We start from the raw sequence: 12,417 nt of genomic DNA, 5'->3' as shown, positions 1-12,417 counted from the left end.
ATTTTTCCGGCGGGGCTGCGATGCTGGCCCGGTGGCCGACCTCGAGGCATTGCTCGCCGACTTCACCGCCGAATGCGCCGATCTCGATCGGCTGATCGCGGACCTGGATCCGGACGGCTGGCAGCGCGACACCCCCGCCGCCGGCTGGACCATCGCCCATCAGATCGCCCACCTGAACTGGACCGATCAGGTCGCCACGGTGTCCGCGACCGACCCGGTCGAGTTCGACAAGCTGGTGCAGGCGGCGCTGCCCAAGGCCCTCACCTTCGTCGACGAGGCCGCCGAGGAGGGCGCGAAAACCCCTGCGCCACAACTGCTCGCGACCTGGCGACAGGATCGCGCGGCCCTGGTCGAGGCGCTGCGCACGGTTCCAGCGGGCACCAAGCTGCCGTGGTTCGGGCCGCCCATGAGCCCGGCCTCCATGGTCACCGCCCGCCTGATGGAGACCTGGGCGCACGGGCACGACGTGGCCGACACGCTCGGCGTCACCCGCGAACCCACGGCGCGCCTGCGGCATATCGCGCACATCGGGGTGCGGACCCGCAACTTCGCCTACCTGACGCATGGCAAGTCCGTGCCGGCCGAGGAGTTCCGGATCGAACTGACCGCGCCCGACGGCAGCGCCTGGACCTGGGGCCCGGCCGAGGCCGCGCAACGGATCAGCGGTCCCGCCCTGGACTTCTGCCAGCTGGTCACCCAGCGGCGACATCTCGACGATCTCGGCCTGGACGTGGTGGGCGCCGACGCCCGCGAATGGCTGGGCCTGGCACAGGCTTTCGCCGGTCCCCCCGGAAGCGGCCGAACGGCGGGTCAGTTCGACTGACCCGCCGCCTATCCCGGCCTCCGACCAGAAATCCCCAATTCCCATAGGGGCTTCGTTCTCGGCGGAACGGGTTTCCAAGGGTCCGGCCCTTGGGATCACCACTGCTCCCCGAGGAGGAGCGAGCGAGCGCCAGCCTGGGTGCGCCGTGCCTGGTGCCGACCGGACGCCATTGGCCGGAGGTCTCTTCGATGGCAGTCGAGTTGGCGCTCGCCGCTACCAGGTTTTTACCCAGTCTTTCGGCGGGGAAAACCTGTTGATGCCCAACCTTTCCCCGATGTGATCCTGCTCTCACCGGGGCCGTGTGTTACCCGCCGCCACCGTAACCTGGACGCGCGTACGACTTTCAATGGTGCGGGTCGTCGCGCCGTCCACGCACCAGGGGACGGACGGGCGCAGGGGGCCAGGGGAGAGGGAAAGGAACGCACCAGTCATGTCGCATGAACTCGCGACGCAGGCCGCCCGGTCGACCCGACGTACGGCCCAGGTGTTCCGCTACAGCGCCATTGTCACCGCCAGCATGGCCAGCATCGGGCTGACCGTCGCCGCCGGTTCGTACATCGCCAATGAAATGGCCCAGCAGCCGGGCAGACTCGCCATGGGCGCGCCGGGCAACCATCCGGCGCTCGTCGAGCTCGGCCCGCGCGGAGCCGATCAACCGGGCGTCCAGTCCGCCGAGCCGATCGCCGAGAAGGTCGCTCTGACTTCACTTTTCACCAACCGGGGCACGGAACCCGCTTTCGTGCAGGTGATTCCGGCCCGCACTCCGGGCACCGGCGCCGCCACCGCGGCCGAGGCGACCCGCCCGCTGGGCGGTCAGTTCCGGCTCGGCACCGCCTACGTGGGCGCGCAGGTGGCCGCGGCCCAGCACACGGCGACGCTCACCGTCGACACCAATGTCTTCGCCACGTTCGCCGATATCCTGCTGAACACGCCGCTGGGGCACCAGCTGGGCATCAACGGCGACCCGAGCGCCACCACCCGGCTGCGCACGGATGTGGACAGCCGCGGCGACGTGACGCTGACCCTGTCGGACCCCGCGATCGGCGACTACGGCCTGCAGATCGCGCGCCATCCGGTCCCGGCCGCCGCGACCGGCACTCCCGCGCACGACACCACCGACACGCACGTACACGAGACGGATGCCCGCACGGCAGGGGAAGACTCGGCCACCGTCGCTGTGTGAGACTTCCGGTGTGTACGACTACTGCGTGATCGGCGGCGGCATCGTCGGGGTGGCCACCGCGCATCGCATGCTCGAACGCCATCCGGGGGCGAGCCTGCTGCTGCTGGAGAAGGCCGGGCAGCTGGGTCTGCACCAGACCGGGCACAACAGCGGGGTCATCCACTCGGGCATCTACTACGAGCCCGGCAGCCTGAAGGCGCGGCTGTGCGTGCGCGGCGCGCGGCTCACCAAGGAATTCGCCGCGGCGCACGACATTCCGTTCCGGGTGTGCGGAAAACTGCTGGTGGCCACCGATACCGCCGAGCACGCGCGGATGCTCGCGCTCTACGAGCGGTCCGTCGCCAATGGCGTCGAGGTGGAGTTGCTCGACGCCGCCGAGCTGAGGCGGCGGGAGCCGCGCATCACCGGGGTCGGGGCGCTGTCCGTGGCGAGCACCGGCATCATCGACTACGGCCGGGTGACCCGGGCGCTGGCACAGGAGGTGCGCACGGCCGGTGGTGAGATCGTGCTCGGCGCGGAGGTCACCGCCATTACCGAAACCGACTCAGCGGTAACCGTTTCCGGCCCGGCCGGCAGCTGGCAGGCCCGGCGGCTGGTGGTGTGCGCGGGCCTGCAGGCGGACCGGATGGCCCGGCTGGCGGGTCTGGACATCGATCTGCGCATCGTGCCCTTCCGCGGCGAGTACTACCAGCTGCCGCCCGAGCGCAATGATCTGGTGAACACCCTGATCTATCCGATCCCCGATCCCGAACTGCCGTTCCTGGGCGTCCATCTCAGCCCGACCATCGACGGCGCGCTGACCGTCGGGCCCAATGCGGTGCTGGGCCTGGCCCGCGAGGGCTACCGCAAGGGCAGCGTGAATATCCGCGACGCCCGGGAGATCCTGGGCTACCGCGGTTTTCACCGGGTGGCCGCCGCCAATGTCCGGACCGGGCTGCGGGAAATGCGCAACTCCCTGTTCAAGCGCGGCTACCTGGCCGAATGCCGTCGCTACTGCCCCGAGCTAACCGTCGCCGATCTGTTGCCGCGGGAGGCGGGCATCCGCGCCCAGGCGGTACTGCGGGACGGCGCGCTGGCCCACGATTTCCTGCTCGAGCACACGCCGCGCTCGGTTCACGTGCTCAATGCCCCCTCCCCGGCGGCCACCTCCGCCCTGCCCATCGCCGAGTACATAACGGACCGATTGGACGAGTTCGCTCAATAAATAGGATTGCTGTAGTACTTTTAAGGCAGCCGTGGGACAGGGAGCAGCCTATGGGCCATTTCAAGTACGCGAGTGATGTCGGCGCACCGGTGGAAGTCGCGTTCACATACACGGACAATCATCAGTTCGTGCCGGACTGGGCGTTCGGCGTGGTCGCCTTCGAACCGATCGGGGATTCCGACCACGGTGCCGGAGCCGTCTTCGCCGCGACCCTCAGGGTCGGCCCGTGGCATCCCACGATCGAGTGTGAGATCACCGACTACCGCCGCAACGCGGTCATCGAATACACACTCCGCCGACGCCGGAAGGGGAAGCCGGCGTCGGCATGCTCCAACTTCTGTGTCATCACCCTGCGTTTCGACCCCCTCGGGTACGGCCGCGCGGTGCTGACCTCGGAAACCGAGTACTGGGCTCCGCGCGGGCTCACCGGCAAGTTGCTCTCGAAGATGCTGGCCGCGATGGTGCAGGCCACCGTCCGCCGGACCGAATCGCAATTGCGCAGGGAGATAGAGGAATTCCACGGCACCGATCTTGTCGGCCGGATCGCGTAGGGTAGGCCGCATGATCATCGTGAGCACCGACGGATCATGCCTGCGCAACCCGGGCGGCGCGATCGGCTGGGCCTGGGTCAATCATGCGGGCGGCGCGGCCAGCGGCGGTGCGCCCTCGGGCACCAATCAGATCGCGGAGCTACGCGCCCTCCTCGAGGCCGTCCGGGCCCATCCGGACGCCGAACCCCTGCTCATCGAGAGCGATTCGCTCTATGCCATCAAGTGCGCCTCCGAGTGGATCCATGGCTGGCGCACCAACGGCTGGAAGACCTCCACCGGCGGCGCGGTCAAGAATCTCGAGCTGATCCAGCAGATCGACCGCGCCATCGCCACCCGGCCCGGCCCGGTCCGGTTCCGCTGGGTGCGCGGGCACGTCGGCAACTACTTCAACGAGCAGGCGGACGCGCTGGCCGGTCAGGCCGCGCGGAAGGTGGCGGCGACCGGTGTCGCCACCGATCCCGACGGCGACGAACCGGTGCCCTTCGATCCGCCCACCGCGCCGATCCCGATCGTGGAGCCCAAGACCGAGCCGCTCCCGGTGACCGCACCCAGCGGGTTGGAACGAGGCGAGACGGAATCGGCCGAGAAGGTCGGCGCCACCATGCATTCCGCGCATTCCGCCGCCGCGACCCCGCGCCGCCGGGCCACGGCCGCCAAACCGGCTGCCGCCGAGGCACTCACGTTGTTCTGACCCCCCGCGGACCCGTTCACCTGCGACGACATGAAAAGGGCCCGCCTCCGATACTTCCGGAGGCGGGCCCTTTCTCGTACTCGGGATATCCCGATCAGTTACCCGGCTTGGGCGCCGCGGTGGTGGCGGGCGCGGGCTGACCGGAGGGCTGGGCGCCCGGCTGATCGCCGCCGCCGGTTCCGCCCGGGAACAGCGGGTTCTCGTCACCGGCGTAGACCGGCTGGAACTTCGACACCAGCCACTTGCCGTCGTGCTTCTCCATCTCGACGTAGGTCGGTATGGTCAGCACGATCGGCTTCGCGTGGAAGTCGTTGGTGGAGGTCTGGGTCAGGCTCACCAGGACCGAGGCCTTGTTGGCATCGCCCGATTCCCAGCCGCAGCGCAGCACGTTCAGCGAGGACTTGGCGTGCGCGCTGGACAGGATGTCCTTCACGTCGCCGGCCATCGGGTCGAACATCTGCTTGAACTCACCGGTGATGAGCGCCTGCACGCGCGGGGCGAAATCGTTCCACGAGGACTGGTCGTAGACCGAGACCGCACGCGCGAAATCACAGGCGGCCTTGGCGGCGGAGTCACGGTCGGCGAGTTCGTTGCTCTTGGTGTGCGATTGCCACCAGAACGCGCCCAGACCCGCCAGCGAGGCGACCAGCAGCACACCGAGCGCGATGAGCGCGATCATCGGCACCGCGACCTTGGAGACCAGCGCGGACTCGGACTTCGCCGGCGGCGCGGCGGCCGCCGGTTCCGGCTTCGCGGCCGGTGCGGCCGAATCCGGCTCCGGCTCGGCAGCCTTCGCTTCCGGCTCGGCCTTCGCTGCCGGCTCGGGCTGGGCCGCCTCGGCGTCCTTCGTCAACTCCGGCTTCTCGGCGGCCTGTTCGGCGCTGCTCTGGGCATCGGCCTCGGCGATGGAATCGTCTTCGGTTTTCTTGTCCTGGGCAGCGTCGTCCGACATCTATTCGATCACTTTCCCGGTGCGCTGCGGACGCACCGTATAGGTTTCGTCAGCGAGTATGCCCGCTGCTCCTGAGAGCGGCGGGCGGTACTCACTTGACCGGCGGCAGAGTCCGCTCGTTGGGATCCGAACCCGCGGGCGGGAGCGCGCCATTGTTGGGCACGTCCGGTCGCGGTGCGTTGCCCGAGCCGCGGATCTGCTGGTCCTGGGGTGGGTTCTGGCAGTAGCTCGCCCATTTCGGGAAGGTGTTCTCGGTCGCTACGGCGGGGTTCACCTTCTTGGTGACGTAGTCGCAGAAGGACCGCGGCCAGATGTCCACGATGGTGTAGAACTCACCGTCGTGCGCCGGCACGCCCATGGCGGAGGTACCGACCACCAGCGACGGGAACAATGCCCGCAGCGCCGGGGTGCGCAGCTGCGCGGCCTTGGTGATGGCCGCGAAGTTGGTGGCCAGGCTGGTCATCGGGTCGGCGGTCTTGTCCAGCACCGCGCCGAGGGCCTGCATCTGACCGGGCGCCTGCTCCAGGATCTTCTGGAGTTCGGCATTCGCGTCGTTGAACTGATTGAACAACACACTCGAATTACGGGTCAGCGTACCCAGATCCGGCTGCGCCAGCGACGTGGTGCCGGAAATGGCCTGGAGGTTCTTGATCAGGTTGGTGGTCTGGGGGAGCAGGTTGTCCAGGCCGTTGGTGGCCAGGCTGAGGCCGTCGACGAGCGAGCGCAGCTGGTCCGGGCCGCCGGAGAGGGCGGTGTCCAGCTCGGTCAGGATGACGCTGAACTTGTCCGGATCCACCTGGGCGATGAGCGCGCTGGCATTGTCGAGCACCGACCACACGGGGGTGGGGGTCTTGACCTTGTTGGCGTCGAACTGGATCACCGAACCGCTGCGCAGGAACGGGCCCTGATCGGTGTTCGGGCGGAAGTCGATGTACTGCTCGCCCGCGCCCGACAGCGCGCCCACCGACACCTGGGTGTCGGCCGGGATCGAGTACTTCTTGTCGATCTCGGCGGTGGCCGCGATGGCCGCGCCGTTATCGATGAGCTTGATGTCGAGGACCTTGCCGACGCGGTAGCCGCGCAGGGTCACGTCATTGCCGCTCTGCAGCCCGCCGGATCGGTCCAGATTGACCGTCACCGTGTAGGTTTCGCGCAGCGGATTCACCCGCATCACGCTGATCAGCAGGTAGGACGCGCCCACCAGCAGGATCAGCACCAGCGCGGAATTGGACACCAGGTTCTTGTGTCGCGATACCCAGTTCATCGGTGTCCCCCGTTGATCCGGCCGTAGATGATCTGCAGCACCTGGATCAGACTGCCCCCGAAGTCGTTGAGGTCCTTGAGATCCGGGAACTTGCTGTTGGCCGGATCGGTGAGCAGGCCGATGTCGAGCATGGAAAGGGTCGCGGCCACGGCCAGGGTGTCGCCCTTGAACGAGGCGTCGGCCTTGGGCCGGATGTCGTGCAGGGCGTCCAGGGCGGGACCGAGGCTCTGATCGGTCCGGGACAGCGCGCTCATCAGCTGGTTCACATTGTCGAGCAGGCTGCTGAGCGAGTCCGAGGTGGTGTTGGCGTAATCGCCCAGTGCCGCACTGGTTGTCGAGATCTTGGTGAGCAGATCACCGAGGGCCTGGTTGTTCTCGGCGATGGCGCCGATCATGCCCGGCAGGCTGTCGGCCACCTGACCCAGCTGCTGGTGGTTGGCCTCGATGGTGTTGGCCAGCGCGCTGAATCCGGCCAGCACATTGTCGATGCGCGAGCTGTTGGTGTTGAGGCTGGTCATCACGCTGGTCAGCTGAGTGATGACGTGACCCACCTGGTCGCCGCGTCCGCCGACGATGGAGTCCAGCTCCGAGGTCAGCTTGGACAGGCTGGCGATGCCACCGCCGTTGAACAGCAACGAAACCGACATCAGCAGTTCTTCGACGGTCGCGCCGGCCGAGGTGTTGGTGAGCCGGTCACCGTTCTTCAGCAGCTGCATGCCGGGCTCGGCCTTGGGGATGGATACCGCCACGAAGACGTCGCCGAGCGGGGTGGCCTGGCGCAGTTCCGCGGTGCTGCCGGCCGGCAGCTCGATGTCCTGGCGGATGGCCAGGTCCACATTGGCCTTGAAGTCCTTGGTCGTGATCTTGGTGACCACGCCCACGTCGGAGCCACCGACCTTGACCTTGGCCTGGTCGGGCAGGTTCAGCGCATTGTCGAAGGTCGCGTGAATGGTGTAGGTGTTGGCACCCGGACCGGGTTTGGGCAGTGGCAGGCTCTCCACCGTGATGCCGCAGCCGGAGGCGACGACCGCGGTCGCGGAGACCGCGATGGCGACGACCGCCCGGCGGGCCGAGCGGCCCGCGCGCACATCCTTCCAGAAGCGATTACTCATTTGGTCATCCCCAGCATCGCCGCCATCAGACCGAAGTCGGGTCCGAAGTCCTCCATTTTCCCGGTGCGGCAGCCATCCGATTTCATCTGGATGCGTTCGCAGAACAGGCTCACGATCTCCCCGGAGAGCGCGGTACCGATCAGGCCGTGCAGGCGAATGAAGTTGCCCTGCCGGTTGACCGAGCGGTCCAGGTTCTGCATGAGCAGCGGGGCCACGTCGACCACCTCGGTCACGCCGGCCGCGTTGGCGCGCAGCTGGTTGGTGACATTGGTGAGCCCGGTGAGGGTGCCGTTGAGCTGATCGGAATACTGCGAGAACGCGCCACTGGTGTTGGCCAGGAACGCATTCAGCTGATCCAGCGTGCCCTGCAGACCGGGCGCCTGATCGGCCAGCAGACCGGTCATCTGGGTGATCTTGTTGCTGAAACCGCGCACCGAGTCGTCGTTCTCGGCCAGCATGGTGGTCAGCTCGTTGAGCTTGATGATGATGGTGGAGATGGCGTCCTTGTTGTCGACGCCGGTCTTCAAGGCGCCCGAGAGCGCATTGAGCACATCGCGCATCTTCTCGCCGTTGCCGTTCATCATCGGGTACAGCACGCGACCCGAGAGCGGGCCGACGCCTTCCTGTCCCGGCTCGGGCTTGAGCGCGGCGGCGAAGCTGTCGATGGTCTTGATCATGGTGTCCAGCTCGACCGGGGTCTTGGTCTGCTGGGTGGTCAGGTGCGAGCCGTCGGCCAGGGTGTCACCGCCGGTGTAGCGCGGGGTGAGCTCGATGTGCCGGTCGGTCACGATGGACGGCGAAACCAGTGCGGCCTGAACGTTCTTCGGGATCTTGACGCCCTTGTCCACGGTCATGTGGACCTCGACGTACTGACCCTTCGGAATGATCTTGTCGACCCGGCCCACCTCGAGCCCGAGCACGGTGATCGGGTTGCCCTCGAACATGCCCGCGATATTGAGGAAGTCCGCGGTGAAGTGCTGGGTCTGCCCCGCGGCGTCCTTCACCCCGAGCGGCACGATGGAGCAGGAGCCCACGGCCCATGCCGCGGCGCCGATCATGGCCGCCTTGGCGATTCGGCCGAGCAGGCGCTTCTTTTGTTCTGCAACAGTCGATGTCATTGGTGGCACCCCTCGTTCACCTGCGCGAAGCACAACCAGTTGTCCGGGAACAGCCACGGCAGCGCGACCTCACCGTAGTTGCCGTTGCCGAAGGCGTTGTTGAACTGCCGGATGGCCGGCGGCATGATCGACAGCAGCCGATCCAGGTTGTCCTTGTTCTTCTGCAGACCGTCGGCCATGGTGTTGAGCTGCTGCAGGGTCGGGCCGAACTTGTTGTCGTTGTCCGCGCCGATCTGCCGCAGCTGCCCGGTGAGCGTTGCGATGTTGTCCAGCAACGTCTTCAACAGGTTCTGACGCTGCATCACCCGGTCGGCGATGGCCTGGCCCTGGGTGATGACCAGCAGCACGCTGTTGCGGTTGTCGCCGAGGATCCTGGTGACCTTGTCCAGATCCTTGAGCAGCTGGTCGACCTGATCCTTGCGGTTGTTCATGGTCTTGGCCAGCGCGCCGATGGCGTCGAGCGCCTGCACCGTCATCTGCGGGGTGTCGCCCATCTGCTGGTTGATCAGATTCAGCGAATCCGCGAGCTTCTTGGTGTCGAGCTCCTCGAACTTGGGCGTGCCCTCCTGCACCACGTCGGCCAGGTTGTAGGGAACCACGGTGTTGGACTTGGGAATCCGGTTGCCCTTCAACCCGGAGCCGTCGCCGGGCATCAGGTCCACGTAGCGCGCGCCCAGCAGGGTCGCCATCTTGATCGACGCCTTGGCATCGGGGCCGAGCTTCACGTCCTTGTCGACGTTCAGGGTGAGCAGCACGTGGTCACCCTCGAGCTCGGCGCCCGAGATGGTGCCGACGGGAACGCCCGAGACGTCCACCTTGTCACCGACTTTGACGCCGGCGGTCTGCACGAACTCGGCCTTGATGCTCTGTGTGCCGACACCCACCGTCTTGTAGAGGGTGGAGCCCAGCAGCAGCGCGACGATGACCGCCACGCCGAGCACGCCGAGCCAGAAATTGCGATTGGTGCTGAAGCGGTTCTTGAGTTTCGAGATCATGGCCGGCACACCGCCGAGTGGGAGTTGCCGCCGATCTGCGAGAACAGACCGCGCGGGAAGAGGATGCCGTACAGCGAGACGTCCAAGCTGCACACGTAGGCATTGGCGTAGGCGCCGTTCTGGGTGAACTTGCCGACGTCGGAGAGGATGCCGGGCAGGTCCACCGCCGCCTGGTCGAGCTTGGCGCCATTGGACAGCAGCAGCGCCAGCGCGTCGTGGGTGGCGTTCTGCGCCAGCACCAGCTTGGGCTGGATGGAACCGAACATCCCCACCAGAGCCGTTGTGGCATCGGCGATCTGGACCGTCGACGCCTGCAGCGACTGGCCCTGCGCGTAGAGGCCGCCGATCAGGGCACGGGTCTGGGTGACCAGCGTCTCCAGCTCGTCGCCCCGCTTGGCCAGCCCCGACATCACGCCGGAAAGGTTGGTGATCACGTCGGAGAGGATGCCGTCGCGGCGTTCGAAGTCCGAGGCCACCGACGCGGCCTGGGTGATGAACGCGCTCAGCGACACATTGTCACCCTGCAGCGCCTGGATGAAGGTGTTGGACAGGTTGTTCACCTGCTCGGGCTGCAGCACCTGGAACAGCGGCTGGAAACCGTTGAGCAGCGCCGAGATATCGAACGACGGCTCGGTCCGGTCGAGCGGGATGGCACCGTTGTTCTTCAGCACCACATGGTCGCCGGTGTGCGGCTTGCCCGCGGCGGGCGGGTTCAGCGCGACATATCGCTGCCCGATCAGGTTCTGGTACCGGACCAGCGCCTTGGTATCCCCGTACAGCGTCTGATCGCGCTGCACGATGAAGGTCACCACGGCCTGGTTCTTCTTGTCCAGCTCGATCTTCTCGACCTTGCCGACCCGCACACCGGCCATCCGGACGTCATCGCCCGCACGCAGGCCCAGGACATCGCTGAAGGTCGCGGTGTAGGTGTTGGTATCGCCTTTCACGGTGCGGGCGAGCGTATTCCAGATGACCGCGGTCACCAGGATGGACACGATCGCGAAGATGCCGAAACCGATCAGCGGCTTACGAACGCTCATCGGCCGGCCTCGCTCTGGCTCAGTTGCAAGGTCGCACCCTTCAGGATCGGGCTCAACAGCAGGTACTCGGCCGCGGTCGGACGCCGGCCCAGCAGGGCGGTGATGGCGTCGTCACCGGCCAGGGCGATGTTCCCACCGGTGGGCACCGAACCCGGCTGGCTCGCCGGGGCGGCCGGAGCCGGAGCGGCCGGCGCCAGGTTCGGGAACAGCCCCTGCAGCGGCGTGCCCGCGAGCGGGTCGTTACCCGGCTTCGCAGCACCGTCGCTCGGCGTGTCGGTGGGTGTACCCGTGGCAGTGAGGCCCGGGATCAGCGGGAAGCCCGGCGGCGGCGCGGTAACCGGCAGGTCCTTGGCGGCGTCGATGGCCCTGGGGCGCATGGCTTCCGGCAGCGTGCCCGGATCCGAGGTGAGCGGCGCGGTGCCACAGCTCGGAGCGGCCAGGTCGCCGTAGCGCGGGCAGTCGTCGCGGGTGTAGGGCTTGTAGGGCGTGAAGGTGAGACCCATGTTCCAGATCATCTGGTTCTGCGGACCCCAGTGGAACGTCGAACCCAGCTTGCGCACCGATTCGTTCAGGTTCGCGATGGCCTGCGGAATGGCGTCCGGGTTGTCCGACAACGCGCCGAACATGGCGCTGGTCCCGGTGGTCAGATCCTTGCCGACATTGGGGTTGCGGGCGAAGAGCCCGTTCACCTTGTCGATGGTGTTCTCACTGCCGGAGATGAGCGCGGTGAGCTCGGCCCGGCGATCGGAGATGGTCTGCGCGGTCTTCACCGAATCCGACAGCACGCCCATCAGTTCCGGCGCGGACTGGTTGAGCGCGTGGAAGGAGGAGGAGAAGTCGTCGAGGAAGCCGCCGACATTCGGCACCGCCCCGCGCACGCCCTCCAGCCAGCGGTCGACGCGTTCGATGGTGGAGCCGGGCATGCGGCCGCTGCCGTCCAGCGCGTAGGACAGCGTGCCCAGCACGCGGCCCAGCTGTACCGGATCGATCTTGCTGAGGATATTGCGGACCGTGGTGAGGGTGTCCTGCAGGGCGATGGTGCCCTTGGAGGTGTCCTCCGCGATCTGCGAACCCTCCTTCAGATGGGTGGAATCCGGTCCGTTGTAGACGAGTTCGACCGAGGTGACGGCGAACAGGTTGGAGGGCACCACGCGCGCGGTGACATTGGCCGGGACGCCGCCGGCGTACTCCGGCTTCATCTCGATGTGCACCTCCTGCTTCGTCCCCTTGGCCGCGACCGACACGTCCTTGACGGCGCCGACCAGCACGCCGCGGAACTTCACGTCGGCATTGGCCGGCAGGCCGTCACCGGTGGTGGTCAGATTCGCTGTGACATTGACCTTTTCGACGAAATAACCGCGGTACCGGGCGAACAGGAAGCCCAGCACGACCGCGATGACGGTGAGGCCGCAGGCACCGGCGATGAGCAACTGCCGCATCGTCGGTCCGCGCCCGCTCGGATCGATGATCATCGTGTGCGCCCC

At 67.1% G+C, this 12,417-nt stretch carries 12 protein-coding genes; 5 read left to right on the top strand and 7 right to left on the bottom strand.

What is annotated here, in order from left to right; genetic code table 11:
• The first annotated feature begins 31 nt into the window (after positions 1–31).
• From ACFXKA_RS19195 to ACFXKA_RS19175, 5 genes are all read left to right on the top strand, one after another.
• On the top strand, positions 32–823 hold the full coding sequence (locus ACFXKA_RS19195) for a TIGR03084 family metal-binding protein (RefSeq protein ID WP_379428243.1): 792 nt from the start codon (positions 32–34) through the stop codon (positions 821–823).
• 430 nt (positions 824–1,253) lie between these two features.
• Positions 1,254–2,006: a hypothetical protein gene (locus ACFXKA_RS19190; protein ID WP_379428242.1), complete on the top strand. Its 753-nt coding sequence runs from the start codon at positions 1,254–1,256 to the stop codon at positions 2,004–2,006.
• Entirely contained in the window at positions 1,963–3,210 is a 1,248-nt protein-coding gene (gene lhgO / locus ACFXKA_RS19185; RefSeq protein ID WP_379428241.1) for an L-2-hydroxyglutarate oxidase, read from the top strand. The genes ACFXKA_RS19190 and lhgO overlap by 44 nt, the downstream gene beginning before the upstream one ends.
• A gap of 50 nt (positions 3,211–3,260) precedes the next feature.
• Complete coding sequence (locus tag ACFXKA_RS19180) at positions 3,261–3,761, top strand: SRPBCC family protein (protein WP_354849135.1); 501 nt, start codon at positions 3,261–3,263, stop codon at positions 3,759–3,761.
• 10 nt (positions 3,762–3,771) lie between these two features.
• A complete protein-coding gene (locus ACFXKA_RS19175) occupies positions 3,772–4,452 on the top strand; it encodes a ribonuclease H (RefSeq protein ID WP_379428240.1) in 681 nt (226 codons plus the stop codon).
• A gap of 94 nt (positions 4,453–4,546) precedes the next feature.
• On the opposite strand, the gene ACFXKA_RS19170 is transcribed toward ACFXKA_RS19175, so the two are convergent.
• The 7 genes from ACFXKA_RS19170 to ACFXKA_RS19140 all read right to left on the bottom strand — a co-directional run bounded on the left by ACFXKA_RS19170 (position 4,547) and on the right by ACFXKA_RS19140 (position 12,405).
• A complete protein-coding gene (locus tag ACFXKA_RS19170) occupies positions 4,547–5,404 on the bottom strand; it encodes a hypothetical protein (protein ID WP_379428239.1) in 858 nt (285 codons plus the stop codon).
• Between the two features lie 91 nt (positions 5,405–5,495).
• Positions 5,496–6,668 carry an MlaD family protein gene (locus ACFXKA_RS19165; protein WP_354849130.1) on the bottom strand — a complete coding sequence of 391 codons (1,173 nt, stop codon included), beginning with the start codon at positions 6,666–6,668 and terminating at the stop codon, positions 5,496–5,498.
• Complete coding sequence (locus tag ACFXKA_RS19160; RefSeq protein WP_379428238.1) at positions 6,665–7,780, bottom strand: MCE family protein; 1,116 nt, start codon at positions 7,778–7,780, stop codon at positions 6,665–6,667. Before ACFXKA_RS19160 ends, ACFXKA_RS19165 begins: the two co-directional genes overlap by 4 nt.
• On the bottom strand, positions 7,777–8,898 hold the full coding sequence (locus ACFXKA_RS19155; protein WP_354849124.1) for an MCE family protein: 1,122 nt from the start codon (positions 8,896–8,898) through the stop codon (positions 7,777–7,779). Before ACFXKA_RS19155 ends, ACFXKA_RS19160 begins: the two co-directional genes overlap by 4 nt.
• Positions 8,895–9,893, bottom strand: a complete 999-nt coding sequence (locus ACFXKA_RS19150) for an MCE family protein (RefSeq protein ID WP_379428237.1) — start codon at positions 9,891–9,893, stop codon at positions 8,895–8,897. The genes ACFXKA_RS19155 and ACFXKA_RS19150 overlap by 4 nt, the downstream gene beginning before the upstream one ends.
• Positions 9,890–10,933, bottom strand: coding sequence for an MCE family protein (locus tag ACFXKA_RS19145; RefSeq protein WP_354849119.1), 1,044 nt, complete (start codon positions 10,931–10,933; stop codon positions 9,890–9,892). The genes ACFXKA_RS19150 and ACFXKA_RS19145 overlap by 4 nt, the downstream gene beginning before the upstream one ends.
• Entirely contained in the window at positions 10,930–12,405 is a 1,476-nt protein-coding gene (locus ACFXKA_RS19140; protein ID WP_354849116.1) for an MCE family protein, read from the bottom strand. The genes ACFXKA_RS19145 and ACFXKA_RS19140 overlap by 4 nt, the downstream gene beginning before the upstream one ends.
• Positions 12,406–12,417: the final 12 nt, after the last annotated feature.

Origin of the sequence: Nocardia sp. NPDC059228 (genome assembly GCF_042754245.1) — a bacterium.
Classification (GTDB): Bacteria; Actinomycetota; Actinomycetes; order Mycobacteriales; family Mycobacteriaceae; genus Nocardia.
Note: the sequence above shows the minus strand (reverse complement) of the source record. Positions and strands in the feature narration are given on the sequence as shown.

Excerpts from the sequence above, each read along its gene's own strand:
- ACFXKA_RS19190 (WP_379428242.1), top strand. The coding sequence starts at position 1,254 with ATGTCGCATGAACTCGCGACGCAGGCCGCCCGGTCGACCCGACGTACG.
- lhgO (WP_379428241.1), top strand. The coding sequence starts at position 1,963 with ATGCCCGCACGGCAGGGGAAGACTCGGCCACCGTCGCTGTGTGAGACT.
- ACFXKA_RS19180 (WP_354849135.1), top strand. The coding sequence starts at position 3,261 with ATGGGCCATTTCAAGTACGCGAGTGATGTCGGCGCACCGGTGGAAGTC.
- ACFXKA_RS19175 (WP_379428240.1), top strand. The coding sequence starts at position 3,772 with ATGATCATCGTGAGCACCGACGGATCATGCCTGCGCAACCCGGGCGGC.
- ACFXKA_RS19170 (WP_379428239.1), bottom strand. The coding sequence starts at position 5,404 with ATGTCGGACGACGCTGCCCAGGACAAGAAAACCGAAGACGATTCCATC.
- ACFXKA_RS19165 (WP_354849130.1), bottom strand. The coding sequence starts at position 6,668 with ATGAACTGGGTATCGCGACACAAGAACCTGGTGTCCAATTCCGCGCTG.
- ACFXKA_RS19160 (WP_379428238.1), bottom strand. The coding sequence starts at position 7,780 with ATGAGTAATCGCTTCTGGAAGGATGTGCGCGCGGGCCGCTCGGCCCGC.
- ACFXKA_RS19155 (WP_354849124.1), bottom strand. The coding sequence starts at position 8,898 with ATGACATCGACTGTTGCAGAACAAAAGAAGCGCCTGCTCGGCCGAATC.
- ACFXKA_RS19150 (WP_379428237.1), bottom strand. The coding sequence starts at position 9,893 with ATGATCTCGAAACTCAAGAACCGCTTCAGCACCAATCGCAATTTCTGG.
- ACFXKA_RS19145 (WP_354849119.1), bottom strand. The coding sequence starts at position 10,933 with ATGAGCGTTCGTAAGCCGCTGATCGGTTTCGGCATCTTCGCGATCGTG.
- ACFXKA_RS19140 (WP_354849116.1), bottom strand. The coding sequence starts at position 12,405 with ATGATCATCGATCCGAGCGGGCGCGGACCGACGATGCGGCAGTTGCTC.